General features: G+C 65.0%; 27 protein-coding genes and 2 pseudogenes. 14 read left to right on the top strand and 15 right to left on the bottom strand.

Features of this window, described 5'->3' with window-relative positions; all coding sequences use genetic code 11:
• The first annotated feature begins 67 nt into the window (after nucleotides 1-67).
• The gene (locus tag LWC34_RS33430) at nucleotides 68-1,456 is read left to right on the top strand and encodes a S28 family serine protease (protein WP_233729268.1); all 1,389 of its coding nucleotides are present in this window, start codon (nucleotides 68-70) and stop codon (nucleotides 1,454-1,456) included.
• A 62-nt stretch (nucleotides 1,457-1,518) separates the two neighbouring features.
• On the opposite strand, the gene LWC34_RS33425 is transcribed toward LWC34_RS33430, so the two are convergent.
• From LWC34_RS33425 to LWC34_RS33405, 5 genes are all read right to left on the bottom strand, one after another.
• Nucleotides 1,519-1,776 carry an amphi-Trp domain-containing protein gene (locus LWC34_RS33425; RefSeq protein WP_233729267.1) on the bottom strand — a complete coding sequence of 86 codons (258 nt, stop codon included), beginning with the start codon at nucleotides 1,774-1,776 and terminating at the stop codon, nucleotides 1,519-1,521.
• 70 nt (nucleotides 1,777-1,846) lie between these two features.
• Nucleotides 1,847-2,293 carry a hypothetical protein gene (locus tag LWC34_RS33420; protein ID WP_233729266.1) on the bottom strand — a complete coding sequence of 149 codons (447 nt, stop codon included), beginning with the start codon at nucleotides 2,291-2,293 and terminating at the stop codon, nucleotides 1,847-1,849.
• Between the two features lie 13 nt (nucleotides 2,294-2,306).
• Complete coding sequence (locus LWC34_RS33415; RefSeq protein ID WP_308200176.1) at nucleotides 2,307-2,648, bottom strand: type II toxin-antitoxin system PemK/MazF family toxin; 342 nt, start codon at nucleotides 2,646-2,648, stop codon at nucleotides 2,307-2,309.
• Complete coding sequence (locus LWC34_RS33410) at nucleotides 2,645-2,884, bottom strand: CopG family transcriptional regulator (RefSeq protein ID WP_233729264.1); 240 nt, start codon at nucleotides 2,882-2,884, stop codon at nucleotides 2,645-2,647. Before LWC34_RS33410 ends, LWC34_RS33415 begins: the two co-directional genes overlap by 4 nt.
• Nucleotides 2,885-2,947: 63 nt before the next feature.
• Nucleotides 2,948-4,072 carry a serine hydrolase domain-containing protein gene (locus tag LWC34_RS33405; protein WP_233729263.1) on the bottom strand — a complete coding sequence of 375 codons (1,125 nt, stop codon included), beginning with the start codon at nucleotides 4,070-4,072 and terminating at the stop codon, nucleotides 2,948-2,950.
• Nucleotides 4,073-4,193: 121 nt separating this feature from the next.
• Between LWC34_RS33405 and LWC34_RS33400 the strand changes: the two genes are divergently transcribed.
• Entirely contained in the window at nucleotides 4,194-4,571 is a 378-nt protein-coding gene (locus LWC34_RS33400) for a hypothetical protein (protein WP_233729262.1), read from the top strand.
• Nucleotides 4,572-4,602: 31 nt separating this feature from the next.
• Here LWC34_RS33400 and LWC34_RS33395 read toward each other — a convergent pair whose 3' ends face one another.
• From LWC34_RS33395 to rlmN, 5 genes and pseudogenes are all read right to left on the bottom strand, one after another.
• Nucleotides 4,603-4,986, bottom strand: a complete 384-nt coding sequence (locus LWC34_RS33395; RefSeq protein WP_233729261.1) for a ribbon-helix-helix protein, CopG family — start codon at nucleotides 4,984-4,986, stop codon at nucleotides 4,603-4,605.
• A 364-nt stretch (nucleotides 4,987-5,350) separates the two neighbouring features.
• Nucleotides 5,351-5,578, bottom strand: a pseudogene (locus tag LWC34_RS33390) (dual-specificity RNA methyltransferase RlmN); the annotation flags it as partial.
• Between the two features lie 32 nt (nucleotides 5,579-5,610).
• The gene (locus LWC34_RS58235) at nucleotides 5,611-5,886 is read right to left on the bottom strand and encodes a type II toxin-antitoxin system RelE family toxin (protein WP_233729260.1); all 276 of its coding nucleotides are present in this window, start codon (nucleotides 5,884-5,886) and stop codon (nucleotides 5,611-5,613) included.
• Entirely contained in the window at nucleotides 5,883-6,155 is a 273-nt protein-coding gene (locus LWC34_RS33380; protein ID WP_233729259.1) for a type II toxin-antitoxin system Phd/YefM family antitoxin, read from the bottom strand. The genes LWC34_RS58235 and LWC34_RS33380 overlap by 4 nt, the downstream gene beginning before the upstream one ends.
• 33 nt (nucleotides 6,156-6,188) lie before the next feature.
• Complete coding sequence (rlmN, locus tag LWC34_RS33375; RefSeq protein ID WP_233729258.1) at nucleotides 6,189-7,295, bottom strand: dual-specificity RNA methyltransferase RlmN; 1,107 nt, start codon at nucleotides 7,293-7,295, stop codon at nucleotides 6,189-6,191.
• Nucleotides 7,296-7,389: 94 nt separating this feature from the next.
• Between rlmN and LWC34_RS33370 the strand changes: the two are divergent.
• Nucleotides 7,390-8,081 (top strand): annotated as a pseudogene (locus LWC34_RS33370) (peptidylprolyl isomerase).
• Here the strand turns inward: LWC34_RS33370 and LWC34_RS33365 are convergent.
• Nucleotides 8,071-8,766, bottom strand: coding sequence for a PP2C family protein-serine/threonine phosphatase (locus LWC34_RS33365; RefSeq protein WP_233729257.1), 696 nt, complete (start codon nucleotides 8,764-8,766; stop codon nucleotides 8,071-8,073). The pseudogene LWC34_RS33370 and the gene LWC34_RS33365 overlap by 11 nt on opposite strands.
• 18 nt (nucleotides 8,767-8,784) lie before the next feature.
• On the opposite strand from LWC34_RS33365, the gene LWC34_RS33360 reads away from it, so the two are divergent.
• Entirely contained in the window at nucleotides 8,785-9,129 is a 345-nt protein-coding gene (locus LWC34_RS33360) for an arsenate reductase family protein (protein WP_233729256.1), read from the top strand.
• Here LWC34_RS33360 and LWC34_RS33355 read toward each other — a convergent pair.
• Nucleotides 9,126-9,614 (bottom strand): beta-class carbonic anhydrase, encoded by a 489-nt coding sequence (locus LWC34_RS33355; RefSeq protein ID WP_233729255.1) that lies wholly within the window; start codon nucleotides 9,612-9,614, stop codon nucleotides 9,126-9,128. The genes LWC34_RS33360 and LWC34_RS33355 overlap by 4 nt on opposite strands.
• A gap of 165 nt (nucleotides 9,615-9,779) precedes the next feature.
• Between LWC34_RS33355 and LWC34_RS33350 the strand changes: the two genes are divergently transcribed.
• Entirely contained in the window at nucleotides 9,780-11,549 is a 1,770-nt protein-coding gene (locus LWC34_RS33350) for a hypothetical protein (protein ID WP_233729254.1), read from the top strand.
• Nucleotide 11,550: 1 nt separating this feature from the next.
• Here the strand turns inward: LWC34_RS33350 and LWC34_RS33345 are convergent, their stop codons facing one another.
• The gene (locus LWC34_RS33345) at nucleotides 11,551-11,811 is read right to left on the bottom strand and encodes a DUF2631 domain-containing protein (protein ID WP_233729253.1); all 261 of its coding nucleotides are present in this window, start codon (nucleotides 11,809-11,811) and stop codon (nucleotides 11,551-11,553) included.
• A gap of 91 nt (nucleotides 11,812-11,902) precedes the next feature.
• Between LWC34_RS33345 and dxr the strand changes: the two genes are divergently transcribed.
• From dxr to map, 6 genes are all read left to right on the top strand, one after another.
• On the top strand, nucleotides 11,903-13,051 hold the full coding sequence (dxr, locus tag LWC34_RS33340; protein WP_233729252.1) for a 1-deoxy-D-xylulose-5-phosphate reductoisomerase: 1,149 nt from the start codon (nucleotides 11,903-11,905) through the stop codon (nucleotides 13,049-13,051).
• A gap of 2 nt (nucleotides 13,052-13,053) precedes the next feature.
• On the top strand, nucleotides 13,054-14,265 hold the full coding sequence (locus tag LWC34_RS33335) for a M50 family metallopeptidase (RefSeq protein WP_233729251.1): 1,212 nt from the start codon (nucleotides 13,054-13,056) through the stop codon (nucleotides 14,263-14,265).
• A 183-nt stretch (nucleotides 14,266-14,448) separates the two neighbouring features.
• Nucleotides 14,449-15,606, top strand: coding sequence for a flavodoxin-dependent (E)-4-hydroxy-3-methylbut-2-enyl-diphosphate synthase (gene ispG / locus LWC34_RS33330; RefSeq protein WP_233729250.1), 1,158 nt, complete (start codon nucleotides 14,449-14,451; stop codon nucleotides 15,604-15,606).
• 46 nt (nucleotides 15,607-15,652) lie between these two features.
• Nucleotides 15,653-16,507, top strand: coding sequence for a GNAT family N-acetyltransferase (locus LWC34_RS33325; RefSeq protein WP_233729249.1), 855 nt, complete (start codon nucleotides 15,653-15,655; stop codon nucleotides 16,505-16,507).
• Nucleotides 16,508-17,274: 767 nt separating this feature from the next.
• Complete coding sequence (locus tag LWC34_RS33320; RefSeq protein ID WP_233729248.1) at nucleotides 17,275-19,068, top strand: penicillin-binding transpeptidase domain-containing protein; 1,794 nt, start codon at nucleotides 17,275-17,277, stop codon at nucleotides 19,066-19,068.
• Nucleotides 19,069-19,078: 10 nt separating this feature from the next.
• Nucleotides 19,079-19,939 (top strand): type I methionyl aminopeptidase, encoded by an 861-nt coding sequence (gene map / locus LWC34_RS33315; protein ID WP_233729247.1) that lies wholly within the window; start codon nucleotides 19,079-19,081, stop codon nucleotides 19,937-19,939.
• Here map and LWC34_RS33310 read toward each other — a convergent pair.
• Nucleotides 19,902-20,216, bottom strand: coding sequence for an acyl-CoA-like ligand-binding transcription factor (locus LWC34_RS33310; RefSeq protein WP_233729246.1), 315 nt, complete (start codon nucleotides 20,214-20,216; stop codon nucleotides 19,902-19,904). The genes map and LWC34_RS33310 overlap by 38 nt on opposite strands.
• Nucleotides 20,217-20,462: 246 nt before the next feature.
• Between LWC34_RS33310 and LWC34_RS33305 the strand changes: the two genes are divergently transcribed.
• Nucleotides 20,463-21,308, top strand: a complete 846-nt coding sequence (locus LWC34_RS33305) for an NHL repeat-containing protein (RefSeq protein WP_233729245.1) — start codon at nucleotides 20,463-20,465, stop codon at nucleotides 21,306-21,308.
• Complete coding sequence (locus LWC34_RS33300) at nucleotides 21,305-21,616, top strand: SDR family oxidoreductase (protein WP_233729244.1); 312 nt, start codon at nucleotides 21,305-21,307, stop codon at nucleotides 21,614-21,616. The genes LWC34_RS33305 and LWC34_RS33300 overlap by 4 nt, the downstream gene beginning before the upstream one ends.
• Nucleotides 21,617-21,807: 191 nt before the next feature.
• Here LWC34_RS33300 and LWC34_RS33295 read toward each other — a convergent pair whose 3' ends face one another.
• The gene (locus LWC34_RS33295; RefSeq protein ID WP_233729243.1) at nucleotides 21,808-22,488 is read right to left on the bottom strand and encodes a FadR/GntR family transcriptional regulator; all 681 of its coding nucleotides are present in this window, start codon (nucleotides 22,486-22,488) and stop codon (nucleotides 21,808-21,810) included.
• A gap of 178 nt (nucleotides 22,489-22,666) precedes the next feature.
• Between LWC34_RS33295 and hrpA the strand changes: the two genes are divergently transcribed.
• Nucleotides 22,667-26,548, top strand: a complete 3,882-nt coding sequence (gene hrpA, locus LWC34_RS33290) for an ATP-dependent RNA helicase HrpA (RefSeq protein ID WP_233729242.1) — start codon at nucleotides 22,667-22,669, stop codon at nucleotides 26,546-26,548.
• The last annotated feature ends 152 nt before the right edge of the window (nucleotides 26,549-26,700 follow it).

Genomic DNA, 26,700 nt, shown 5'->3' with positions numbered 1-26,700 from the left:
AGCTATACGCACCGAACGTTTCTTGTCAGAATGCGCAGGTTCGCCGCTGGGAGTGAGGAGATTCGGCGTGTTACTGCGAACAGCGTTGGTGGCCGGTGTGGTCACCGCGTTGACGTTCGGCCTGGCGCCAGCCGCCACAGCCGAAGAGGACATTGTGGCGCAGCTCAAGCATGTGCCAGGACTGACGGTGGTCTCCGAGGGGGCGGCACCGGCCGGTTACCGGTTCTTCATCCTGAACTACTCGCAGCCGGTCGACCACCGGCGCCCGTCAGCAGGCCGGTTCGAGCAGCGTTTCCAGTTGCTGCACAAGGCAACCGACCGGCCGATGGTGCTGCACACGTCCGGCTACAACATGCGCACGACCGCGTTCCGGTCAGAGCCGACGCAGCTGATCGACGGCAACCAGATCTCAGTCGAGCAGCGGTTCTTCGAGCCGTCCCGGCCGAACCCGGCCGACTGGGACGACCTGAACATCTGGCAGGCGGCCACCGACCACCACCGGATCGTCGAGGCGCTCAAGCGGATCTACTCGAAGAAGTGGATCTCGACCGGTGCCAGCAAGGGCGGCATGACCTCGGTGTACCACCGGCGGTTCTACCCGCGTGACGTCGACGGCGTCGTCGCGTATGTCGCATCGAACGATGCGATCAACAACCAGGACCGGGAGTACGACAAGTTCTTCGAGTCGGTCGGCAACGACCCGGCGTGCCGCCAGACGCTCAACGACGTCCAGCACGAGGCGCTCAAGCGGCGCCCGGAACTGCTGGCCAAGTACGAGGCGTGGGCCAAGGCCAACAACCGGACGTTCAACCAGGTGCTCGGCAGCGCTGACAAGGCGTTCGAGATGACCGTGCTCGATGTCGTGTGGGCGTTCTGGCAGTACTCGAAGCAGGCCGACTGCGCGACCGTGCCAGCGAAGACCGCGTCGTCCGACGAGATCTACAACTGGGTCGACAAGATCGCGGACTGGTCGTTCTACACCGACCAGGACGTGCTTGCCTACGCGCCGTACTACTACCAGGCCGCGACCCAGCTCGGCGCGCCCGCGTTGAAGTTCAAGCACCTGCGCGACGTGACGAACTACCCGCCGTCGTTCTACGAGGCCAACTCGAACCTGCCGCCGTCGCTGCGTTCACGGCACGACCCGTGGCCGATGATCGACGTCGACTTCTGGGTGCGCACGCAGTCGAGCCAGATGCTGTTCGTCTACGGCGCCAACGACCCGTGGGGTGCTGAGCCGTTCGTGCCGAGCAGGCGCGATTCGTTCACCTACACCGCACCGGGTGCGAACCACGGCGCCAACATCTCCCAGCTGGTCCCCGCGGACAAGGAAGCGGCGACCAAGGCGTTGCAGCGCTGGGCAAACGTGAGCGCACCGCTCGCGACCGCGTCGAAGGCGTTGAGTGTCAGCGAATTCGACAAGCTGGAAGACGCACGGGACCGCTTCCCGCGCTAGCCGGATGTCGTGAGTGGTTAGTCCGGTTCTAACTCGACTAACCACTCACGACCTTTGCCCTGTCAGACGACGTTGTCTTCGTCGTCCTCGTCGTCATCTTCTTCGATCGTCCACTTGAGCTGGAACTCGATCTCTTCCTCGCCATCACCCCGCTCGTGCTCGATGGAGAACTCGGCACGCTTGGGCACGCGGATGCGTTCGCCCGCGATCGAGATGCGGAACGGGGTTTCCGACTCCAGCGCGTCCGCGAGCCTGCGCAGCTTCGCGACCACGTCGGCGGTGGCGTAGATCTTCTCGACGTCCCGTGTTGCGTCGGCCATGTGACCTCCGATCTCCGGGCCCCCAGTGCAGGCGCCTGTGCGCGGTATTCAACCGTGCTGTGCCTGATGTCTAGAGGCAGACCCAGACATACAGGCGTTCGCCCTGTTCAGTCGCGTGCCTGGCCAGATCGACCAGTTCCCGCACCAGTTCGGCGAGAAACTCAGGATCGGCATGGCCAAAGAACTCCTCAGCCGTCGCCCACTCCCGCGCGATCTCGGGTATCTGTGCGTCATCGGCTTGCGCGAGTGCTTCTTTGAGGCTGTCGGGTACGGCACCGACGAACTTGTCTTCGTCGTCGGCCACTTCACGGGTCCAGTCGGGAGCGGCCGTCACAGTGTCGATGTCCTCCCCGGTCAACACGACAGCCAATCTGGCTAACGTCACGGAGGGCTCAATTCCCTTTGCTTCCACCGTTTTGAACGGTGGATCCGCGTGCAGTGGCCCTCCGGACGCGAAAAGGGCGGCGGCTGCCTGCTCATCGGACGCGGCCGAGAAATAGTCCGTCAGAAGTCCCATGCCAGGCAGCGTGTCAGAGCCCGAGCACCCGCCGGAGGCCTTTGTCCAGATCCCTCATCAAGCCGGGCGGCAGCATGCCCACCTGGTCACCGAGATCGTTCTTGTTCAAGGTGATGAGCGCGGTCACGTTCACCACGGAGTCCTTCGGGAGCCCGGTCGCTGACGTCGGCAGAAAGACGTTGCCGGGCGCGGTAGCGAGCTTCGTGTTCGACGTGATCACCGCAACGAGCACGGTCGCAAGACGGCTCGCGTTGTACGGATCTGCTTGGACAACGAGAACCGGTCGATGCTTGGCGGGCCGTGAGCCTTCGACTTCCCCAAGATCAGCCCAGTGAACGCCGCCGCGTTCGATCACCACTCGTCGTCAACGTCCGCCAGATGACGCCGCCCCACGGCGGCCGCCACCGCGTTCGATTCGTCGATGCCATCGAGGGCCGCATTGATCTCGCTGGTCAGCGACTGCTGTTCCAAATGGTCGAGGTAGAACCGAGCTGCGCGCGTGTAGAACTCCGAGCGCGTCACCCCTAGCGACTTCGCGCTCTGCTCCACCTGGGTAAACGTCTCGTCAGGCACCGAGATCGCCGTCTTCATGCCATCCAGTATAACCCGGTATAACCAGGTCGTGTCAGCCTTCGACCGGGTCGAACGGATCCCTCAACGCGATGCCCGTATCGGCGAAGTCCTTGGTGTTGCGTTGGAGAGACCGCCGTAGGCCGCGGTGACCATGGTCATTCCTCGGCCATCGCCATTGATGGCGTCGACCATCTGGTTCATCACGTAGGCCACGGTCATCCCAGCATCGAGGTCGTTGAACACGAGCGACCCGCCCATACCGCCCCAGTAACACGTCCGGCCGCTCGCTCCGTAACCCAACCCGTACCGCATCGGCACGCCCAGCACGTAATCCAGCCCTTGGTACTGCTCCTCCAACGCCCGCTCGCACCCCGCCCGTGACAGCAGCCGCACGCCACCGACAGCCCCACCACACGACACGACGGACTGCACAGTGGCAACGGAACGTGCGTTGCCGTAGCCAGCGCCCGATGGAATCTCCGCGCGTCGCCACGCAACGGTATTCGCGTGCGCTGGCTCGATGTACGGATTGGGCTCAGCATCGAACAGTTCGCTCGGTGGCGGCGGCGTCATCCCGCCGGGCGGAGCTATGGACAGCGCGAGCCGATGGTCGTGCTCCGCAGGCAGTCCAATGTGGAAGTCCGCGCCCAACGGACCGGCCACCTCCGCGGCAAAGAAGGCGCCGATGGTCTTGCCGGTGATCCGCCGAACCACCTCACCAAGCAGAAAGCCTTGTGTGGCAGCGTGATAACAGCCGACCTCGCCCGGCGTCCACCGAGGAGTCTGCCCAGCCAGCAACGAAGTGACCCGCGCCCAGTCGTAGAGATCCTCAACCACCACCGGGTCGTCCCACGTCGGCATACCCGCGGTGTGCGACAACACATGCCGCACCCGAACATCGGCCGCACGGAACTCCGGCCAATACCCGGCAACCGGCGCGTCCAGATCGAGATCACCCCGATCAGCCAAAATCAACGCACACAACGCAATCATCGTCTTGGTCGTCGACCACACGTTGGTGATCGTGTCCCGCTGCCACGCCACCGTCCGGCCCGCGTCGGCAAACCCACCCCACAGATCGACTACAGGTTCCCCGCCGACGAAGACCGCGACCGACGCACCCACATCGTCCTCGTCCAACGACGCCGCCAACGCATCGCGCACCTCGGCAAACCGCTCATCACACGTGCCCTGCAAATCCGCCATACGCCGGACCCAACCGCGTCCAACGCACCCGGCGCCACTGAAATAGCAGCCTTCACCAGCCAATTGGCCGCAGGTCGTCAGCTCATGGCCGTTGGCGGGTCGGTCTGCCAGCATGGACCGCATGGCGCATGATCCTCGTTGGGATCTTCTCAGCAAAGCCGAGCCGCGGATCATCGACGGCTTCGCTTCCCACGGTGTGATCAAACTGCTGGTCAGCGCCGCTTTCGAGTCGAACGACTGGTTCTCCATCACGCTGAGCACACAAACCGACGAACAACGGAACAGATTCGGTACCACCGAGAACCCGCTGCTGGCCGAAGTACGCGCGATCCTCATGGGCGCAGGGGTTCACGACGAGCCAGGTCTCGTACCTCAAGACCTCGGTCGCGTCACAGGAGACCGTCGACCGCGACTACGAAGGCAATTGGTTCTACTGGATGCGGTGACCGATCAGCCTTCGGCGGCGATTTCGCGACCTCGGATGTTACGTACCGTCTAATACTTGCAAGATCGTAAAAGCGCGGTTCGTCTCAGGCCGACTCGCGATAGACCCTTCGAGCTATCTGCTCGACCTGTTCAACGGTGAGCACCGGTGCAGTGGGCTCGCGCATGGCCTGAGTGAGTAGGCGGCGCACAAGCGCGGAGGTCGGGATGTGCTCTGCCTCCGCGCGAGCCTTGAGTTCGGCGACCAACGATGCGGGAACCCTCAAAGAGAGGGCAGCCTGCTGGTTGTCGGCTGCATCCGCGGCTATCGCCTCAGCCTCTTCGTCGGCGATCTCCTCGCGCAACTGCGCATGTCGTAGGAGCCGCTCACGCTTCGCGTCGTCGTCTTCGGTCTCGGCTGCGGCCCTTTTAGCGGCGATCTCCGCTCGGATGGCGGCGAGGGCTTGTTCCTTGGTGGTTCCGTCGGTCATGGCGTGCCGTCCTTTCCGTCAGACTCGTCGCGATATGCGCGAAGATCGGCTCCGCTGGTCTTCCACGCGGTCACTCCTGAGTGATCTACGGGATCGATGATCACAGTGACTACGAATCCAGCTGAAGGCGCGTGACCGATCACGCGGATGTGCCCATGTCGACTTTTTGGGTCAGGAGCACGGGTTATCCGGTGCGGGTCGGTTGCTGCCTCCAACGTCCAGGCGGGTTCGATGTCTGTGGCACCCGGCTAGCGAGCCGAACGATGACGAATATGCTCCGCGTCTTCGTCGTCCCACCACAGCCCGATTGTCACAGCTCAGCGTGACACACGTGCACACGTTTACACACACGTGACGGTCTAGATCAGCCTTCGGCGGCGAGTTGGCCGCAGGCGTCGGCGATCTCTTGACCCCGTGTGTCCCGAACGGTGCAAGCCACGCCTTGGGCGTTGACTCGGCGGACGAACTCGGTCTTGACAGGCTTCGGCGACGCGTCCCACTTGGAACCCGGGGTGGGGTTCAGTGGGATGACGTTGACGTGCGCGAACTGGCCCAAGTACCGGCGCAGCAGCTTGCCGAGCAGGTCGGCTCGTCCCTGGCAACGGACTTACAACCCGCCTGACTTCAACGCGGGCGGTAAACGTCGGCGCGGTGCTCTACGCGAAGGACGGTGACTTCTCGACGCTCATCATCAATCTCATACAGGACACGAAACGCGCCCCGTCGAGCCGATCGGATGCCATCCAGTTCATATCGGAGGGCTTTACCGGCGCGGTGAGGATTGTCCAGCAGTGTGCCGGTGATGAACACGACTACAGCGGCGGCGACGCCTTCTGGAAGCTTGTGTTGAATGGTGCGGGCTGCGCTCGCGGCAACCTGAAGACCATAGGGCTCAGTCACGGCTGCGGTCGTAGCGCGCGGATCGCGTCCACCCCACGAACCACGTCCCCTCGGTCAACCTCACTGCGACTTTCGCGAATACCAGCCATGGTCTCTGGATCACTGAGGATTTCCAGCGTCTCCTCGAGCGCTGCTAGGTCCTCGTATCCGATCAGCACTGCGGCGGGACGCCCGTTGCGGGTGACCACGACACGCTCATGCTCGCGCTCTGCCCGGTCGACGAACTCCGACAGGTGGTCGCGCACGGCCCGCAACGACTCCGTAGTCATGGCCACAATTGTGGCACACCTCGGCGCTAGCTGTCAGCCTTCGGCGGCGAGTTGGCCGCAGGCGGCGGCGATCTCTTGACCACGCGTGTCGCGAACGGTGCAAGCCACGCCTTGGGCGTTGACCCGGCGGACGAACTCGGTCTCGACGGGTTTGGGTGAGGCGTCCCATTTGGAGCCCGGGGTGGGGTTGAGTGGGATGACGTTGACGTGCGCGAACTGGCCCAAGTACCGGCGCAGCAGCTTGCCGAGCAGGTCGGCTCGCCAAGGCTGGTCGTTGATGTCCCTGATCAGGGCGTATTCGATGGACACTCGTCGGCCGGTTTTCTCGGCGTACCCGCGGGCAGCCTCAAGGACCTCGGCGACCTTCCACCGGGTGTTCACGGGCACGAGCGTGTCGCGTAGTTCGTCGTCTGGGGTGTGCAGGGAAACCGCGAGCCGGACCTGCAGGCCTTCCTCGGTCAGTTTCCTGATCGCGGGGACCAGGCCGACGGTGGAGACGGTGACTGAGCGCTGTGAGATGCCCAGGCCGCTTGGTGCCGGGTCGCAGATGCGGTGGACGGCGGCGACCACGCGCTTGTAGTTCGCGAGTGGTTCCCCCATGCCCATGAAGACGATGTTCGACAGTCTTCCGGGACCACCGGCGAGGTCGCCGTCACGCATGGCCGCGGCGCCGTGCCGGACCTGGTCGACGATCTCGGCCGTCGACATGTTGCGTTGTAGTCCGCCCTGGCCGGTCGCGCAGAACGGGCACGCCATGCCACAGCCCGCTTGGCTGGACACGCACAGCGTGGTGCGGTCGGAGTACCGCATCAGCACGCTCTCGAAGAGGGTGCCGTCGTGTGCGCGCCACAGCGTCTTTCGGGTGGAACCGTCGTCACATTGCACGTGTCGGACGACGGTCAGCAACGGTGGCAGAAGTTCGTCAGCCAGACGCTGCCGTGCGTCGGCTGGGATGTCTGTCATCGCCGACGGGTCGGCGGTCAGTCGTGCGAAGTAATGGTGCGACAGTTGGTTGGCGCGGAACGGTTTCTCACCAAGTGCGACGACCGCTTCTTTGCGCTCGGCGGTGGAGAGGTCGGCTAGGTGGCGCGGCGGGAGGCCACGCTTGGGCGCGTCGAAAACAAGAGGCAGAGCGGTCATAGCCCTACCAGTGTGGCACAGCCCTACGAATGGCGGATCTGAAGCAAAGGCCGTGGCCATTACCCTCCCGGCGGAACCCATGAGGGAGGACGACGTGGTGCGTTCGATCATCGTGGCCGGGGTCATAGCGACCGTCTCCGTGTTCGTGCCGGGAGTGGCGTCCGCCGCCGATACGACACGCGGCCCGTGCCAGTACACGAAAACCCCGAAGAACCAGCGGCCCGGCCGGTGCCGTTGCCCCCTGACCCGCGTAGAACGCCGTCACACGGCACCGTGCGGGTCGACCTGCCGACCAACCAAGGCAAGATCAACCTCACCCTGGACCGGGCCAAGGCACCCTGCACGGTGCAGAGCTTCCTGCATCTGGCCAAGCACCGGTTCTACGACTTCACGTCCTGTCATCGGCTGACCAACTACCCAACCCTGAAGGTCCTGCAGTGCGGCGACCCGACGGACACGGGCGAGGGCAGCCCTGGCTACCGATACAAGGACGAGCTGCCGACAAACCTGCCGCCCGCGCCAACGGACCCGACAGGTGAGCGCAAGCTCTACGCCCGCGGCGTGCTCGCGATGGCCAACGCGGGCCCGAACACCAACGGCAGCCAGTTCTTCCTGGTGTACGGCGACTCCGCGCTGCGCCCGAACTACACCATCTTCGGCACCGTCGAATCGGCCGGACTGTCCACTCTGGACAAGGTGGCCGCCGGTGGCATCGCGCCGCCGGGTTCCGTCGACGGCAGGCCCGCGCTGTCCGTGGACATCCGCAAGGTCAGGGCTAACTGCTGACCTGAACGACGATCGCGGTCGCGTTGTCGTTCCCGCCAGCGGCCTCAGCGCCAGCCAGCAGGTCCCGCACCATCGCCTCCGGTCCTCGGCGACTGCCGAGAATCTCGAGGATCCGGTGGTATGGGACCTGCTCGGCAACACCGTCCGTGCAGAGCAGGAAGACGTCCCCTGGCAACGGTTCGACGTGCATGATGTCCGGCGCTGGCGCACCGAGACGCCCGATATACCGCGTGAGCTGGTAGCGCGCCGCGGCAGCCTGTGGCGAATCGAAGGCGAACAAGCCGTTCACCGCGCCAAGCCAAGCCATTGTGTGGTCGACGGTCAGGATTTCCAGCAGACCGGCCCGCAGCCGGTAGAGCCGTGAGTCGCCGATCTGCGCGACCAGTAAGCCGTCTTCACCTTCCAGCAACGCGGTCAGCGTGCATCCGGCGAGATCGCCGAGTTGCTTGCCGAACTGGCTTACCTTGGCGTGTGCTGCCGTGACCGCGTTACGGATTCCCGCGACCGTCGGCTCGACGGCAGCCATGATGTCCACAGTGGTCTGTCCCGCCATCGTGCTGCCCGGACCGTCACCCATGCCATCGGCGACGACGGCCACCAACGGGCCAAGGGCCAGCCGGTAGGTGTCGAAGTTCGCCTGATACCGGTTTCCGATCTCGCTCCCGGCTGCGGCGATGACGGTCATCGCAGTACCGTAAACCGCGTGGAGATCTGGGTGAATCCGGCGTGCTCGAAGTGCCGTACCGCGGTGAAGATGTTGGACGAGGCCGGCAGCGAGTACACCGTCCGCCGCTACCTCGAAGACCCGCCAACGGCCGAGGAACTCGGCGCTGTCCTTGACCGGCTTGGGCTTGAGCCGTGGGATATCGCGCGGACGCAGGAAAAGGGCGCGAAGGAACTCGGGCTTGCCACATGGCCCAAAGAGCGCGACCGCTGGATCGAGGCGATGGTCGAGCATCCGATCCTGATCCAGCGGCCGATCATCACCGCCGACGACGGCACTACGGTCGTCGGGCGCTCCGATGAGGAAGTGCGGAAGGTGGTTTAGAGCACTTCGTTGAGTTTGCCGGTCGCGACGTCGAACACGAAGCCGCGCACCGAATCCTTCACCGGGATGAAGGGGCTTGTGCGAATCCTGGCAATTGATTGGCGCACATCTTCGTCCAAATCGCCGAACGCCTCCGCCGCCCATGGCGGCTTCACGCCGACGTCTTCGAGTATCGACTGTTTGAAGCCGTCGTCGGTGAACGTCAGCATTCCGCAGTCGGTGTGGTGGATCAGAATGATCTCTTTCGTGCCAAGCAATCGCTGGCTGATCGCGAGCGACCGGATCTCGTCCTCGGTCACCACGCCACCGGCGTTTCGGATCACGTGTGCTTCGCCTTCACCGAGGCCAAGCACGCCGTACACGTTGATCCTCGCGTCCATGCAGGCCACGACGGCGACGTGTTTCGCTGGCGGAAGGGGCAGCGGGCCGGTGAAGGTCTTCGCGTAACGGGTGTTGTTGGCGAGCAGTTCGTCCGTGACGGACATGTCTGGTCCTGTCGTGAAGTTGGTTGGCTGAAAACCCGTGCCCGACCAGTTCATTCACGTATGTGCATCAACGCAAGGTAGCCCAGATGGTGGGACTTGCGGCTGAGGCATAAAGACTATCCAATGGGGACATTTGGCGGAACATTCTCAAGTGTGCGCAATCGGGTGGGGATCTTAGGATCGGCGCTGTTGTTGGGTCTGGTCGCTTGCACCGGGCCTGAGCTCGCCGGTGCGCAGCCGTTGAACACCGATCCGGTCACCGATGTGGGGCCGGAGGTCTGTTCACTGCTGCCGCGAACGGCAATAGCTCATATGACCGCACGTGCCGAGGAGAATCTGATATCGGTCGGCGAGATCGCCGTCGCGCCTAACGTTGACCGGAGTCAATGTGAGGTGCTTGTCTCCGAGAACGCGGAGCGGCAAACCGTGGTGTCGTTACGAATTGACGCCGATCAAGTCGGGGCCATCACGCGAATCAACACCGCGACGGAAGTCGCCAAGGAGCGCGCGGCGCGTGCTCCGCTGAGCAATCCGGTACGGACTGGTACCGACAACAAGCCGGACATCTCTCTCGCCATCACGTGCGGCAAGCGTGCTGTCCACATCGGAATCGAGATCACCGGGTACGACGTAAGGCGCAAGACGATCGACCAGGATCTCGCGGATCTTTCGGGGATTGTCGCGGCCAAGTACGGCGACCGGACCGGGTGCCGTGCCGAGGTCGCACCGCCACTTGCCGAGGAGGCACGCGGATCCGTGCGCATGATGGCCGGCAATGGCGGCGCCGGTGTCCCGAGTGGACGTTCGCCCGGACCGTCCACAAGCATCGGTCACGTCGAAGCGCTGACCACTGCGCCGGATGGGTCGGTGTATTTCGTCGGCCGCAAGTACGACGACTCGGTCAACCTGCGCAACGCCGATGAGGACGGTGGCAGGTGGGGCGAGACGATGCGGATCGCGCGGATCCGCCCCGACGGCGTCGTCGAAGTCGTGTGGGATCCAAATCTGGCACCGTTTTCGACCAACAACGACCCGGTCGCCGGTGACATCTCGGAGAAGCTGCGGCTGCAGGGCGGCGACACGTCCGGATCGGTCAACAGGATCGTGCTCAACAAGGACCAGGTTTGGCTGCTGCCCGCGGGCACGTCCTCGCGCCCGGGAGAGAGCCGGTTGAGCCGTCCGGTCCGGATCGTTCAGCTCACCGGCGGCCGCGCGGTCGACCTGCGGGCCATCAAAGCGCCGGTCGGGGAGGACTCGACGCGGGTCAAGGACAAGAACGGCCAGCCCGTGCCTGATGGGGTGAACGTCTGGAACACCGCGCAGTTCTCCGCGCTCACCTTCGACGGCGACACGCCCGTTCTGCTGGACGCGACGCAGGCAAGAGTCTGGCGGATCGACGCGCTACGGGACGGCAAGGTGCTCGACGCGACGATGTTGCCGATCGGTGCGGAGGTCGCGTCGGGAACCGAAGCGACCGGTCTGGCCGGCGGCCGGTTCGCGGTCAGCACCCAGCAAGGCGGTCTGGCGTTCCTGGATTCGCGCGGCCGGATGATCCTGTCGGCGCCCGCGGTCAATGCCGAGGTCGACGGCGCCGGTCCGTGCCCGTTGGAGCTGGGCAGGCGCCAGATCGCCGCCGCAGGTGACGATGTCGTCGTGCACGCGATCGCGAGCCAGGTCTCCGCGCCCGCGGTCGTCAGGGTGGACAGTGAGACCGGGGTCGTGAAAACGATCCAGGTCAGCGGCTATCCAGGGCCGCGCGATCCGGCCAGCGACGTGGCGACAACGCGGTTCGCGAAGTCGTTCGGGACAGCCGCGCACGCCACCACGATGTTCTCAACGGGGTGGCCGGTGTCCGCGTTGGGCGCCGTCGGGCAGAACGTCCTCATGGCGCCGTTCGGCACGAGAATCCTCTACGAACTCGTGCCGCGCGGGTAACTCAGCGACGCCAGGACGTACGGCGCCGGATCTGGTCGATGACCAGCAGGATGACCAGACCGGCGCCGGTCCCGATCAGCCAGAGGTCCTCGGTGCGGCCGGTGTGGTTGCCGATCAGCATGATGAACATCGCGAACGCGGTGAACCAGCCCGCGATCCGGGTGCCCTTGGGGAAGCTGCCGTGCCAGCCCCACTCGGCCGACGGCTCGTCCTCCGGGCTGACGGTGTGCGCCGGAGCCTTCTCAGGCGTCGAGCTCGCCACGGTCCCTCCTCGATCATGCTGATTCCCACGTTCATCGTCGCACACAGCCCACTGGCGCACGCCTCAGGCCCGGTCGGCGACAATGGGCGTGATGTCCGCAAACACTCGCTCAGTTCTCCTGCTCGGTTCCACCGGGTCGATCGGCACCCAGGCACTCGAGGTGATCGCGGCCAACTCGGACAAGTTCCAGGTTGTCGGCCTCGCCGCGGGTGGCTCGAACCCGGCCGTGCTGGCAAAGCAGGCCCATGACTTCGGCGTCAAGGCGATCGCCGTGCCGGACGCATCCGGCGCGGACTTCGGTGACGCGCGGGTCTTCACCGGCAGCCGTGCCGTGCTTGACCTGATCGAGGCGGTGCCCGCCGACGTGATCCTCAACGGGATCACCGGCTCACGTGGACTCGAACCGACCCTGTACTCGCTGGCCACCGGCGCCCGGCTGGCGCTGGCCAACAAGGAGTCGCTGATCGCGGGCGGCCCGCTGGTGCTGCAGGCAGCCAAGCCAGGCCAGATCGTGCCGGTCGACTCCGAGCACTCCGCGTTGGCGCAGTGCCTGCGCGGCGGGCGTGCCGAGGAAGTCGACCGCCTGGTCGTGACCGCTTCCGGCGGGCCGTTCCGCGGGCGCAGCGCGGCCCAGCTCACGGACGTCACGCCGAAGGACGCGCTGGCGCACCCGACCTGGTCGATGGGCCCGGTGATCACGGTCAACTCGGCGACCCTGGTCAACAAGGGCCTTGAGGTGATCGAGGCGCACCTGTTGTTCGGTGTGCCGTACGACCGGATCGACGTGGTGGTCCACCCGCAGTCGATCATCCACTCGATGGTGACCTTCTCCGACGGCTCAACGCTGGCACAGGCCAGCCCGCCGGATATGCGCCTGCCAATTTCGCTGGCGCTCGGCTGGCCGGAGCGGCTGCCCGGCTCGGCCAAGCCGTGCGTGTGGGATCAGGCCACCTCGTGGACCTTCGAACCGCTCGATGACGACGTGTTTCCCGCAGTCCGGTTGGCCAGGCAAGCAGGCGAGACCGGTGGCTGCCACCCGGCCATCTACAACGCGGCGAACGAGGAGGCCGTCGAGGCGTTCCTCGACCTGAACGTCGGTTTCACCTCGATTGTGGAGACTGTGCAGCGAGTATTGGGTGAGGCTGACGCCTGGACAGGCGCGCCGAGCGGGGTCGAGGAGGTCCTTGCCGCCGAAGAGTGGGCAAGGACACGCGCCCGGGAAATTCTGGGAAGGAACTGAGCGTGGTCTTCTTCATCGGAGTCGTGCTGTTCGCGCTCGGCATCGGCCTGTCGGTCGCGCTGCACGAGGCCGGGCACATGTTCACGGCCAAGTGGTTCGGCATGAAGGTGCGCCGGTACTTCATCGGCTTCGGCCCGAAGATCTTCTCGTTCCGCCGGGGTGAGACCGAGTACGGCCTCAAAGCCATCCCCGGCGGCGGATTCTGCGACATCGCGGGCATGACCGCGCTTGACGAGATGACGCCGGACGAAGAGAAGAACGCGATGTACAAGTACCCCGCGTGGAAGCGGGTCATCGTGATGTCCGCCGGGTCGATCACCCACTTCATCCTCGGCTTCATCATCCTGTACATCCTCGCGGCCACCATCAGCCTGCCCAACCTGGTCGACAAGCCGGTCGTCGGCGCGACCGCGTGTGTCCAAAGTGACACCATCGACATGGACACGAACAAGCCGCGCCCGGCGTGTGCACCGGCCGACGTCGGCCCGGCCGCGCTGGCAGGCCTGCGGCAAGGCGACGAGATCATCGCGGTGAACGGCACGAAAACGCCCACCTTCGCTGATTTGCGGACAACACTGAAGCCACTGTCCGGTCCGACACGGATCACAGTGGACCGTGACGGCACCGAGCAGACGGTCGTCGTGGACGTGACCGTCGCACAGCGACTGATGCTGCGTGACGGCAACCGCGTGCTCGAAGACCAAGGCAGCATCGGTGTCCTGCAGCAACGGAAGTTCGAGTACAACGCGTGGACCGCGATCGGCGGTACGGTCTCGTTCACCGGCGACATTTTCGTGAAGACATGGGAAGGCCTGATCCGGTTCCCCGAGCGGATCCCGGCTGTGGTGCGCGCCATAGGTGGCGGAGAACGCGATCCCGACACCCCGGTCAGCGTCGTCGGCGCGAGTATTCTCGGTGGTGACGCGGTTGAGCGTGGCTTGTGGGACGTTGTCTTGCTGCTGCTGGCGAGCCTCAACTTCTTCATCGGCGTGTTCAACCTGTTGCCGCTGTTGCCGCTGGACGGGGGACACATAGCGGTGATCGTCTACGAGAAGATCCGCAACTTCGTACTCAGGATGCGGGGGAAACCGGCGGGTGGCCCCGTGGACTACTCGAAGCTGATGGCCGTCACCATGGTGGTGGTGTTCATCGGTGGAGCGGTGATGCTGCTCACGATCACCGCCGACATCGTCAACCCGATCAGGCTGAACTAGTGGTCACGACCGGGAGTCCGTCAGGGGTCTCGACGGCCCAGCTTCCCGCTGGCCGCACGGACAGAAAGGCACTAGTACAACCCGGTACGAGCCCCTTTCTACCGCACGCCCAGCGAAAACCTGGATCCGCCGAATACCCCCAACGGCCTCCCGGTCGTAACCACTGACTCAAGAGGAGATCTCATGACAAGCGGCGAAGTGCTGCTCGGCATGCCGTCGCTACCGCCACCGGTGCTGTCGGAGCGTCGCAAGACCCGGCAGTTGATGGTCGGCTCGGTCGGCGTCGGCAGCGAGTTCCCGGTGTCGGTCCAGTCGATGACCACAACGGTGACCGCGGACGTGAACGCGACGCTGCAGCAGATCGCGGAACTGACGGCGTCCGGCTGTGACATCGTGCGCGTGGCGTGCCCATCGCAGGACGACGCGGAGGCGCTGCCCGCGATCGCCCGCAAGTCCCAGATCCCGGTGATCGCCGACATCCACTTCCAGCCGAAGTACGTGTTCGCCGCGATCGAGGCAGGCTGTGCCGCGGTGCGCGTGAACCCAGGCAACATCAAGAAGTTCGACGACAAGGTGCGTGAGATCGCGGCCGCGGCCAAGGACCACGGAACGCCGATCCGCATCGGCGTCAACGCGGGCTCGCTGGACCCGAGGCTGCTGCAGAAGTACGGCAAGGCGACGCCGGAGGCGCTGGTGGAGTCGGCGCTGTGGGAGGCGTCGCTGTTCGCTGAGCACGACTTCCACGACATCAAGATCTCGGTCAAGCACAACGACCCGGTGGTCATGGTCCGGGCGTACGAGCTGCTGGCCGAGTCCTGCGACTACCCGCTGCACCTCGGCGTGACCGAAGCAGGCCCGGCATTCCAGGGCACGATCAAGTCCGCGGTGGCCTTCGGCGCGCTGTTGCGCCAGGGCATCGGCGACACGATCCGCGTCTCCCTGTCGGCCCCGCCGGTGGAAGAGGTCAAGGTCGGCACGCAGATCCTGCAGTCATTGAACCTGCGGCCGCGTAAACTGGAGATCGTGTCCTGCCCGTCCTGTGGGCGTGCGCAGGTGGACGTCTACAAGCTGGCCGACGAGGTCACCGCGGGCCTGGAGGGCATGGAGATCCCGCTGCGGGTCGCCGTGATGGGCTGCGTGGTGAACGGTCCAGGTGAGGCCCGTGAGGCTGACCTTGGCGTGGCGTCCGGCAACGGCAAGGGCCAGATATTCGTGAAAGGCAAGGTCATCAAGACCGTGCCCGAGCACCAGATCGTCGAGACGCTGATCGAAGAGGCCATGCGAATCGCCGAGGACATGGAGCCGATCGGCGGCACATCGCCAGTCGTCTCGGTGTCCTGACAACTCGGACTCCTCGATTTCGGGTTCCATCTGGCACGCTTAGTAGGTGCTTCGGATGGCTTCCGCGCGGTTACTCGACGAACGAGACGGCATGGCGGTGCGGGCCGTGCTGGCCGCCGATCCGGTCGTGTGCTGCATGGTGGCAGCCCGGGTGGAGGCCGCAGGCCTCGACGCCTGGCGGCTCGGCGGAGAGCTGTGGGGAGCGGACGTCCGACCGATGCGAAACGGCCGCCTGGACGGCCTGTGCTACGTCGGACCGAACCTGATCCCCTTGCGCGGCAACAAAGCCGCCCTGCGCTGCTTCGCTGACCGGGCGTTGCGGCGCAGGAGGATGTGCTCATCGCTGGTCGGCCCGGCAGACCAAGTCCTCGGAATGTGGGCCGAGCTGGAGCCAGAGTGGGGCCCACCAAGGGAAATACGGGCAGAACAGCCGCTGATGGCGATCAACACCAGTCCGTTGGTCCAGCCAGACACCCTCGTGCGCGCCGTGCGGCCGGACGAGCTCGACCGCTACCTACCGGCAGCGATAGCCATGTTCATCGAGGAAGTCGGCGTCGATCCCCGAGTGGGAGACGGCGGCGCCGGGTATCGAGCGCGGGTCGCCGAGCTGATCGCCGGTGGGCGGGCATTTGCCCGGTTCGAAGGCGGCGAGGTTGTGTTCAAAGCCGAGATCGGGGCGCTGTCCAAGTCCGTCGGGCAGATCCAAGGTGTCTGGGTACACCCGGACAGGCGTGGCGGAGGCCTGGGCACGGCCGGAACGGCAGCGGTGGTAGAACGCCTGGTCAAAGGCATGGGCCGAACGGCAAGTCTGTACGTCAACTCCTTCAACACCCCAGCAAGAGCCTCCTACGCGAAGATAGGCTTCACCCAAGTCGGCTGCTACGCCACGGTCCTGTTCTAACCCCACCTGCAAAGGTCAGAGGCTGATTCGCCCAACACCTGCGCAAGGTCAGGCGTTTACCCACCTTCCGCAGTGCCCACCAAGGCTTGCCCACTGTGTGTGAGTGGTGGGCGACATACCCACCTCGCTCGAGAAGTTGGGCGGTGTGCCTACCTTGGTCGAGGGTTGGGCGGCTTACCCGCCTTCCGCTGTGCCCACCAACGTTTAGCCACTGTGCGTGAGCGGTTGGGCGGTTTACCTCACGTTGATCGAGGGGATGAAGGGTTGGGCCTGGAATGTGTGGCGTGCACCCGGTAGCACAATGACGTATCGCCGTGAGCGAAGCGAACAGGCGGGAAGTCAGCGACGGGTGCCCGCGCGTGTCTGCCGCTCCGGCATGGCGTGTTGAACGCGCGAGCGGCGCACGGCGGCGAGCAAGCAGGCTGGTGGCGAGTCGAGCAGTTTGACTCGCCGTGCCGGTGGGGCGGACACGCGGAAGATCACCCCAACCAACCCGGCTGGACCTTGAAGCCAGCAACGGGGCCGGGCCTGTCGGACACACCAGGCCGTAAAAGTCGGGGCTTCCACTGCACGGTGTCTCGCATTGCACCGCCCTGGCGCGTGTCCACCGTTCCGTCACGGTGTGTCAAACTGCTCGACTCGCTTCCAGCGCGGTTGCTTCTCCCCATGCGCCGCTCGCGTGTTCAACACACCATGACGGAGCCGGTGGACACGCGAACGGGTGCGTGTCCACGTGAGGACTGGGTCCCTCCGGCATACTGCGGCGAGTGAGACGAATCGGTCTAGTCACGGCACTTCTCGTGGTTTTGCCCGTTGCGGGGTGCGGGTTCTTTTTCGGGTCGGACCCTAGTGCCGAGGATGTGGCCGGTGCGTTTCTGACCGAGTTGGCCAAGGGCGACACAGCCGCCGCCGCCGGTCGAACCGACTCGGCCGACTCCGCCAAGTCGCTGCTTGACAAGATCCGCGGCTCGCTGAAGCCCGCGGGGATAGTGACCGAGGTCACCGGGTCGACTGAGATGGAGGACAAGTCGGCACGGGTGCGGTTCAAGGCTGATTGGGACCTTGGCCGCGACCGGCACTGGACGTATGAAGGCGAGATGGAAGTACGGCCGGACAATGACTCCTGGCGCGTGCACTGGGGGCCGTCGGTCATACACCCGAAGCTTGGCGTTCAGCAGACCATCGGCGCGCGGGACAAGGAGGCGGTGCAGGCGCCTGTGCTTGACCGGGAAGGCGCCCCGCTCATGTCGCCGGAGAAGGTTGTGTCCGTTCTGCTCGATCCGGCGAAGGCTGGCGACGTCCCCGTGGTGGCGGCGGCGCTGGCGGCTGAGGCGAGCAAGGTGGATCCGGCGATCACGCAGCAGTCGATCATGGACGGGGTGGCCAAGACGCCCAATGGCCAGTCCTACACCGTGGTCTCGTTGCGCGATGCCGACTACCAGGCGGCGAAGGCCGCGATCTATGAGCTGCCCGGGGTGCGGTTTGTCGCGTCGACGCGGCTGCTCGCGGGGGACAAGAACCTGGCTACGCAGTTGCTGCCGAGCATCCGCAAACAGGTGGAGGCCCAGATTTCCGGCAAGCCGGGGTTCCGGGTGGTCACGCTGAACGCGGCCGGTGGCGAGGTCGAGGAGATCTTCGTCAAGGACGCCGAAGCGGGTACGGCCGCGAATGTGACGTTGAGCCGCCAAGTCCAGACGGCAGCCGAGGCCGCGATCGACGGCATCCCGCAGGCCAGCGCGCTCGTAGCGATCAAGCCGTCGTCGGGGGAGGTGCTCGCGGTGGCGCAGAACCCGGCGGCCGACGCGCAGGGCGCCATCGCGTTGACCGGACGCTATCCACCGGGGTCAACGATGAAGATGGTCACGGCCGCGGCCGCGTTGCAGGCCGGGACCGTCAAAGCCGACACGCCTTCGCCCTGCCCAGGCAAGATCGTGATCGGGCCGCGCGAGATCCCGAACTCGAACGAGTTCGACAAGGGGACCATCCCGCTGAGCCTGGCGTTCGCGCACTCGTGCAACACGACGTTCGCCAAGCTCGCGTCGGAGATGAAGCCGGACACGCTGACCAACGCCGCGCGGCAGTTCGGCCTCGGCGTGGACTACGTCATCCCTGGGATCACCACGATCACCGGGTCGGTGCCGCCTGCCACGGACCAGACCGAGCGCGCCGAGGACGGCTTCGGCCAGGGCAAAACCCTCGCGTCACCGTTCGGAATGGCTGTCGTGGCCGCCACGGCCGCGAGTGGAACTGTGCCGAAGGCCACTCTTTACCGGGAAAACCCGACAAAGATGGACGTCACGCCGCAGCCGGTGCCCGCGCCCGTCCTCGACGCCATGCGCGAGATGATGCGTGAAGCGGTCACCATCAACTCGCAAGCCTTGAGCCAGCTGCCTGACGTGCGTGGCAAGACCGGAACGGCCCAGTTCGGCGACGGCACGCACTCCCACGGCTGGTTCGCCGGATATCAGGGCGATCTGGCATTCGCCATCCTCGTCACCGACGCCGGTGCGTCCGGTCCGGCGATTGACGCGACTGACAGGTTCCTCCGTGGGATCTCATAGAGTTGGAGACATGCCCGTACGTGCCCCGCTGACTGCCGGCGACCAGAGCCCGCGCCGTTCAGTCCCCGTCACCATCGCCCGTCCTGAGTACGTCGACAAGGCCGCCCCGGCGCGCAACACCGAGGGGACGTACGTTCAGACGCCCGAGGTGATCGAGGCCATGCGCGTGGCAAGCCGCATCGCCGCGCAGGCATTGCAGGAAGGCGGCAAGGCCGTCAAGCCGGGATCGACGACTGATGACATCGACGCCGTCGTGCACGAGTTCCTCCTCGACCACGGCGCCTACCCATCAACCCTCGGCTACCGCAACTTCCCCAAGTCCTGCTGCACCTCGCTGAACGAGGTGATCTGCCACGGCATCCCGGATTCGACCGTGATCGAGGACGGCGACATCGTCAACATCGACGTGACCGCGTTCATCGGCGGCGTGCACGGCGACACCAACGCGACATTCCTCGCGGGCGACGTCGCCGAGGAGAACCGCCTCCTGGTCGAACGCACGCATGAAGCGACAATGCGCGCCATCAAAGCCGTTCGCCCAGGCCGCGCCCTGAACGTGATCGGGCGCGTCATCGAGTCGTACGCCAAGCGCTTCGACTATGGCGTCGTCCGTGACTTCACCGGGCACGGCATCGGCCGCTCCTTCCACAGCGGCCTGGTGATCCTGCACTACGAAGAGCCCTCGGTGCAGACAGAGATCGAGGCAGGGATGACGTTCACGATCGAGCCGATGATCACCCTCGGCGGAATCGACTACGACATCTGGGACGACGGCTGGACAGTGACGACAAAGGACAAGAGCTGGACCGCCCAGTTCGAGCACACCATCGTGGTCACGGACACCGGCGCGGAGATCCTGACCCTGCCGTGATCGACGAGAAGCCGCCCGCGGCGACCGCCAACGCCTGATGCACCGCCGACTCGTAGCCTCGCGTGTCGGCGTCGGCGTTCGCCGCGTAATGCTCCACTCCCACGCGCAAAGCGGCGTTGATCATCGCGGCTTGTACCGAGATGGTCAGGTCCGGCTCAGGTAGTCCGGCGCGCTGCGCGAGTGCCTCGGCGAACACCGGCTCGGCTTCCCGGTGCGCTTCCAGCCATACCGCGCGCAAGCCCGGCTCGGTTCTGGCCAGCCGCACCAAATCCAACATGGCCTTTCGGTCGTCGATGCCACTGTCGATCGGCGGCGGGCAACGCGATGCAGCTCGGGCCGGACGGCTGTCTGTACTACCCGCACATGTTCACCAACGAGGTCTACCGGAGACCGCTCGACGGCGGAACGCCCGAGCTCGTGGCGGCGGACGTGCACGAGCCTGTCGCGGTGCGCTTCGACCGCGAAGGCGTTCTGATGGTCATCTCGCGTGGTGTGGAAGGGATCATCACGCGTATATCCCCGGATGGACAAACGGCAACTCATCACGACGGGTGTGATGTGCCTGGACAACGGCGCGTTCGACGAATCCAACCGTATGTACGTCTCCAGCTATGCCAGTAGTGGCATAGCAGAGGTGTACCCAAACGGTCAAATCCGTCAGGTTGTGCCGCAAAACCTCGTCGGCCCTTACGGCGTGACCGTCGATTTCGGCGGGACAGTCCATGCGGCGGACCACTATCGCCTAGGCGACGACCTAGCGATCTTCTCGCACGGCATCGTCGCCGACCAGGATCAATTGCACATAACCTCGCAGTACGGCGAGGTACGCACGAACCAGCGCGTACGTGCCCGAGAGCTGGACCGTCCGGTTGGCATCGCTGTACGAGACGACGGTGCGCTTGTCGTTGCTGAGGCAGGCGCCGGACGGGTTATTGCGATCGAAGCCGATGACACGATCACCGTGGTGGCGTCGGGTTTCGGCTCACCTGTGGACGTGGCGTTCGACGCTCAACAGCGTTGCTATGTCAGTGACGAGCTCGGCGTGATTTACCGGATTGACGACGGACAAGCCGTGGCTATCGCTTCCGGGCTCGCCACTCCACAGGGCCTGACCGTCCGTGGCGAGGAGTTGTTCGTCGTCGAGGTCGGACACCAACGGGTGCTGGCCATTCACCTGGACACGGGTGAGCGCAGAGTCGAAGCCGACAACCTCGCCATCAGTCCGCCGGAGAAGACGGCCCGCGCGTTGTTCGCGCATGGCATGCCTGGCTGCCCAGGACAGTTCGCTGGAATCGCGGTCGGTCCGGATGGTTCCTTGCACGTGGCCGGAGAAGGCAGTGTGCTCCGAATTTCGCGGGAGGATTCATGAGCAGGGACGTACTCGTCGTCATCGGTGCCGGTGGGATAGGCCTGGCTTGGGGCAAGCGCGGCGCGCGGGTTAACACGATCAGTCCAGGTGTGGTCTCGACTTCGATGATCGAGGCAGGTTTGGCGTCGGAGAACGGGGCGGCGATCCGCTCGATGATCGGCTTGTCACCGGCCGGGCGGATGAGCACGCCCGACGAGATCGCGGCCGCGGCGGCGTTCCTGCTCGGCCCGGAGTCGACGTTCATCACGGGCTCGGACCTGCTCATCGACGGCGGAGCGACCGCGGTGATGCGTACGCCCCAGTCCTGACGGCTCTCGGGTTTACGCGGGAGAGCGGGGGCCGCAGGTCGCGGCCGACATGAAACCAAGTCCCGATGGTCGGTACATGCAAAAGGCCCGCTGTCAGCGATAAAGCGGCGAATAGGGCGAAAAACGGGACAAACCCCGCAAAAGAAACTTTAAGGTCCGCGTGCCCCCAGTCGTCACGCGAACCGCGAAAATCAGGCCGGGTGTTCGGCCAAATAACTCAATGCCTCCGCGAGGAACCCGCCTGCCTCACGGACAGCGCGTTCCTGATCCCGGTCACGGATGGCGAACAGCAGACCCCGGTGGTCGATCTTGCGGGCGTCCGGCTGTGACTCGTCCAGCGCCTCGATGCTCGCCTTGATCACTTCGGTCAGGCCGGCGTGCAGTTCGGCGAGCAGCTGGTTGTGCGACGCGATCACCACGAGGTGGTGGAAGTCCGCGTCGATCTGCACGAACCGGGACCACTGCATCGCCGTTGCCGCTTCGTCCCGCATTTCCAGCAGACGGGTCAGCTGCTCGAGCTGTGCTTCGGTTCGGTTGGTCGCCGCGAGGCGGGCGCCTTCGACTTCCAGGGTCCGCCGCACTTCGAGCACGTCCCGCAGCTCTGAGCCGCAGAGGCGGCGGACTGCTCCGGACAGTTCACTCGTCGCGCGGACGAATGTGCCATCGCCCTGTCGGACTTCGAGCAGTCCGGCATGGGCGAGGGCGCGGACGGCCTCGCGGACGGTGTTGCGGCCCACGCCGAGCGCGGTCACCAGCTCAGGCTCGGTGGGGATTCGTTCGCCAACCCGCCACTCGCCCGTGGTGATCGCACTCCTCATCTGGTCGATCACCTGGTCGACAAGGCCGGCACGCCGGGTTGTGGCCAACGGCACGGTGTCATCCTCCCCACCAGGATGTTTGGACAACCAAACATCCCACGTCTGTCCTAGTCATCACCGACGATGTTCGTCGAATGAACAGACTGCCATCTCATCCGGTGTTTCGCGTAGGGCCGGTCGGTTTTTAATCCGCGGGTGCTGATCGCGGGCGTTGCTTATCCTGGTAGTCGAGATGGGAACCCCACTAAAGGAATCGACGCTCGCCGATTTGGCGCAGCGGCTGCCTACGCTGACCCTCCGCGACGAGCGCAAGCTGGGCCGTCGCCTCGAAGGCGTCCGCAAAGTACGCAAGCCGGCCGCCCGCCAAGCCGTGATCGAGCAGATCGCCGCCGAGATCACCGCAGCCGAACTCAAGGTCGACGCGCGGCGCGCCGGCCTGCCAGAAATCACCTATCCGGCCGAACTGCCGGTCAGCCAGCGGCGGGACGACATCCTTGCCGCCGTACGTGATCACCAAGTCGTGATCGTGGCCGGCGAGACCGGGTCGGGCAAGACCACCCAGCTGCCCAAGATCTGCCTTGAGCTCGGCCGGGGTGTACGCGGCACGATCGGGCACACGCAGCCGCGCAGGCTCGCGGCCCGCACGGTCGCCGAGCGGATCGCCGAGGAGCTCGATATCCCGCTTGGCGAGGCAATCGGGTACAAGGTCAGGTTCAACGACCAGATCAGCGACAGCACGCTGGTCAAGCTGATGACCGACGGCATACTGCTCGCCGAGATCCAGTCCGACCGGCTGCTGTCCCAGTACGACACGCTGATCATCGACGAGGCGCACGAGCGCAGCCTCAACATCGACTTCATCCTCGGGTACATCAAACAGCTTCTGCCCAAGCGGCCCGATCTCAAGGTGATCATCACCTCGGCCACGATCGACCCGGAGCGGTTCTCCCGGCACTTCGGCGACGCGCCGATCGTCGAGGTCTCCGGCCGGACTTACCCGGTCGAGGTGCGCTATCGGCCGATCATTGACCCGGATGATCCGAACGCGGACGAGGACCGTGACCAGACGCAGGCGATCCTCGACGCGGTCGACGAGCTCGCCGCCGAAGGCCCCGGCGACGTCCTGGTGTTCTTGAGCGGCGAACGCGAGATCCGGGACACCGCGGAGGCGGTATCAAAACACGCGGCGACCAAACAAGAGCTGAAGAACACGGAAATTCTTCCGCTCTACGCCCGGCTCTCGTTCGCCGAGCAGCACCGGGTGTTCCAGTCCCATCGCGGCAGACGGATCGTGCTCGCCACCAACGTGGCCGAGACCTCGCTCACCGTGCCAGGCATCAAGTACGTGATCGACCCCGGCACCGCGCGTATCTCCCGGTACAGCAACCGGTTGAAGGTACAGCGGCTGCCCATCGAAGCCGTCTCCCAGGCGTCAGCCAACCAGCGCAAAGGCCGCTGTGGCCGCGTCTCAGAAGGTATTTGCATACGGCTCTACACCGAAGACGAGTTCGACGCGCGGCCGGAGTTCACCGATCCGGAGATCCTGCGGACCAACCTCGCCTCGGTCATCCTGCAGATGACCGCGGCCGGGCTCGGCGAGATGGCGGAGTTCCCGTTCATCGACCCGCCGGACAAGCGCAACATCGCCGACGGCGTGAACCTGCTGCAAGAGCTTGGCGCGCTGGAGAAGGGCGCCTTGACGTCATTGGGCCGCAAGCTCGCGCAACTCCCGGTCGACCCGAGGCTGGCCAGGATGGTCCTCGCGGCCGACGGCAACGGCTGCGTCCACGAAGTCATGGTGATCGCGGCCGCACTGTCCATTCAGGACCCACGAGAGCGCCCGCAGGACAAGCAGGAACAGGCACAGCAGGCACACGCCAGGTTCGCTGACAAGACCAGCGACTTCCTGTCGTACCTGAACCTGTGGGAGTACCTGCGGACCAAGCAGAAGGAACTGTCCGGCAACCGGTTCCGCAAGCTCTGCAAGGCCGAGTTCCTGAATTACCTGCGTGTACGTGAGTGGCAGGACATCTATTCGCAGCTGCGGCAAGTGATGGATGTCAAGCCCAAACCAGCCGAGGGTGAGATCGACTCGGTTCGCGTGCACCAGTCGGTGCTTTCCGGCCTTCTGTCCCATATCGGGCTGCGTGACCAGCAGAAACAGGATTACATCGGCGCGCGTGGCGCCCGGTTCGCGGTGTTCCCCGGCTCGGCGTTGTTCAAGAAGCCGCCGCAGTGGGTGATGGCCGCTGAGCTGGTCGAAACGTCCCGGCTGTGGGGCCGGATCGCGGCACGCATCGAGCCCGCGTGGGTCGAACCGCTGGCCACGCATCTGGTGAAGCGCACGTACAGCGAACCTCATTGGGAACGCAAGCAAGGTGCCGTGATGGCGACCGAACGCGTGACGCTGTATGGCATTCCGATCGTGACGAACCGGAAAGTCAACTACGGCCGGATCGATCCGGAGCTGTCGCGGGAGATGTTCATCCGCAGCGCGCTGGTCGAAGGCGACTGGGAGACGCGGCACAAGTTCTTCCACGCCAACCGCAAGCTGCTGACCGAGGTCGAGGAGCTGGAGAACCGGGCGCGGCGGCGTGACCTGCTGGTCGACGACGAGACCCTGTTCGACTTCTACGACAAGCGAATCGGCGCGGAAGTGGTCTCCGGGCGGCATTTCGACACCTGGTGGAAGAAAACCAGCCGCGAACAGCCGGACCTGCTGACGTTCCCGACCGAGATGCTGCTCAACGCGAACGCGCAAAGCGTGACGCCAGAGGCTTTCCCGGACAACTGGGATCGCGGCGGCCTGACAATGCGGCTGTCGTACCAGTTCGAACCGGGTCGCAAAGACGATGGCGTGACCGCGCATATCCCGTTGCCAGTGCTCAATCAGGTCACCGCGGACGGTTTTGCCTGGCAGGTTCCCGGCCTGCGCGAGGAGATCATCACCGCGCTGCTGAAATCGTTGCCCAAGCAGGTGCGGCGCAATTTCGTGCCCGCACCCGACTGGGCGAAGGCGATTCTGCACCGGATTCCGGACCTCAAAGACGAGAGCCTGCTCGACGCGGTCGAACGTGAGATCAAGGCGCTGTCCGGGATCGCGGTGGCCCGTGAGGATTGGGATCTGACGAAGATTCCTGATCACTTGCGGGTGACGTACCGGGTCGAGGACGAGCGCCGCACGCTGCTGGCCGAAGGCAAAGACCTCGGCGACCTGAAACGCAAGCTGCAGCCCAAGATGCGTGAGACCCTGTCGTCCGCGGCTGGTGAGATCGAGCGCAAAGGCTTGCGTACGTGGGAAATCGGCACGCTGCCGAAGATGCTCCGCCAGGAGCAGCACGGCTTTGTCGTGACCGCGTATCCCGCTTTGGTCGACGCGGGCACTTCGGTCGACGTCCGCATGTTCGAAACCGAGGCCGAACAGCGTGACTCGATGTGGAAGGGCACGCGGCGGCTGTTGTTGCTGAATACGGCTTCGCCACTGAAGTATGTGCTCGGCCGGATGTCCAACACCGCGAAGCTGGCGCTGTCCGCCAACCCGCACCGCGATATGCAGGACTTCTTTGATGACTGCATCGCGTGTGCGGTGGACAAGCTGGTCAGTGATGGTGGGGGCGTCGCGTGGGACGCGGCTGCGTTCAAAGCCTTGCAGGACAGGGTTCGTACGCACCTGAACCCCACTGTGCTCGAGGTCGTCACGCAGGTCGGCAGTGCGCTGGCCGCGTACAACTCGGTCCAGACCCGACTGTCCGGAATGGGCGGCCCCCGGCTGGAACCGTCCTTGCAGGACATTCGGCAACAGCTGTCTCGCTTGGTGTACAGGGGTTTCGTGACCGCATCCGGCTACGAGCAGCTGCCAAGCCTGACCCGGTACCTTCGCGGGATCGAGCTGCGGTTGGACAAGCTGCCCGAGCGGCCGGACCGTGATCTCGAGTGGGCGCAGAGCGCGCAGGATGTCTGGCAGGCCTACCGTGAGCTGCCCGACTCGCCGGAGGCCCGCCGGATCCGCTGGATGATCGAGGAACTGCGGCTCAGCTACTTCGCGCAGTCGATCAAGACCGCGTACGCGGTGTCCGAGAAGCGGATCTATCGCGCGATCGACCAACTCATGTAGAACGCGCCATATTGCGCGTTCGCCATATCACGCGCCGTATGTGACACGCTGGTCCGAATGGGCGGACCGGCGTGTTCTGGCGCGTGAAAGATGGCGCCTATCCGGCCGTGAATTGACGGCTTCGAATGTCGCCGAAATGACATGAACTGCGG

Origin of the sequence: Kibdelosporangium philippinense (genome assembly GCF_021390435.2) — a bacterium.
Lineage (GTDB): Bacteria > Actinomycetota > Actinomycetes > Mycobacteriales > Pseudonocardiaceae > Kibdelosporangium > Kibdelosporangium philippinense.
This window is presented reverse-complemented; position numbering and strand designations above follow the sequence as displayed.

Excerpts from the sequence above, each read along its gene's own strand:
- dxr (WP_233729252.1), top strand. The coding sequence starts at position 11,903 with ATGTCCGCAAACACTCGCTCAGTTCTCCTGCTCGGTTCCACCGGGTCG.
- LWC34_RS33410 (WP_233729264.1), bottom strand. The coding sequence starts at position 2,884 with ATGAAGACGGCGATCTCGGTGCCTGACGAGACGTTTACCCAGGTGGAG.
- map (WP_233729247.1), top strand. The coding sequence starts at position 19,079 with ATGCCCGTACGTGCCCCGCTGACTGCCGGCGACCAGAGCCCGCGCCGT.
- LWC34_RS33420 (WP_233729266.1), bottom strand. The coding sequence starts at position 2,293 with ATGGGACTTCTGACGGACTATTTCTCGGCCGCGTCCGATGAGCAGGCA.
- LWC34_RS33310 (WP_233729246.1), bottom strand. The coding sequence starts at position 20,216 with ATGTTGGATTTGGTGCGGCTGGCCAGAACCGAGCCGGGCTTGCGCGCG.
- LWC34_RS33305 (WP_233729245.1), top strand. The coding sequence starts at position 20,463 with ATGGACAAACGGCAACTCATCACGACGGGTGTGATGTGCCTGGACAAC.
- hrpA (WP_233729242.1), top strand. The coding sequence starts at position 22,667 with ATGGGAACCCCACTAAAGGAATCGACGCTCGCCGATTTGGCGCAGCGG.
- LWC34_RS33380 (WP_233729259.1), bottom strand. The coding sequence starts at position 6,155 with ATGACTACGGAGTCGTTGCGGGCCGTGCGCGACCACCTGTCGGAGTTC.
- LWC34_RS33300 (WP_233729244.1), top strand. The coding sequence starts at position 21,305 with ATGAGCAGGGACGTACTCGTCGTCATCGGTGCCGGTGGGATAGGCCTG.
- ispG (WP_233729250.1), top strand. The coding sequence starts at position 14,449 with ATGACAAGCGGCGAAGTGCTGCTCGGCATGCCGTCGCTACCGCCACCG.
- LWC34_RS33395 (WP_233729261.1), bottom strand. The coding sequence starts at position 4,986 with ATGACCGACGGAACCACCAAGGAACAAGCCCTCGCCGCCATCCGAGCG.
- LWC34_RS33400 (WP_233729262.1), top strand. The coding sequence starts at position 4,194 with ATGGCGCATGATCCTCGTTGGGATCTTCTCAGCAAAGCCGAGCCGCGG.
- rlmN (WP_233729258.1), bottom strand. The coding sequence starts at position 7,295 with ATGACCGCTCTGCCTCTTGTTTTCGACGCGCCCAAGCGTGGCCTCCCG.
- LWC34_RS33365 (WP_233729257.1), bottom strand. The coding sequence starts at position 8,766 with ATGACCGTCATCGCCGCAGCCGGGAGCGAGATCGGAAACCGGTATCAG.
- LWC34_RS33425 (WP_233729267.1), bottom strand. The coding sequence starts at position 1,776 with ATGGCCGACGCAACACGGGACGTCGAGAAGATCTACGCCACCGCCGAC.
- LWC34_RS33355 (WP_233729255.1), bottom strand. The coding sequence starts at position 9,614 with ATGTCCGTCACGGACGAACTGCTCGCCAACAACACCCGTTACGCGAAG.
- LWC34_RS33405 (WP_233729263.1), bottom strand. The coding sequence starts at position 4,072 with ATGGCGGATTTGCAGGGCACGTGTGATGAGCGGTTTGCCGAGGTGCGC.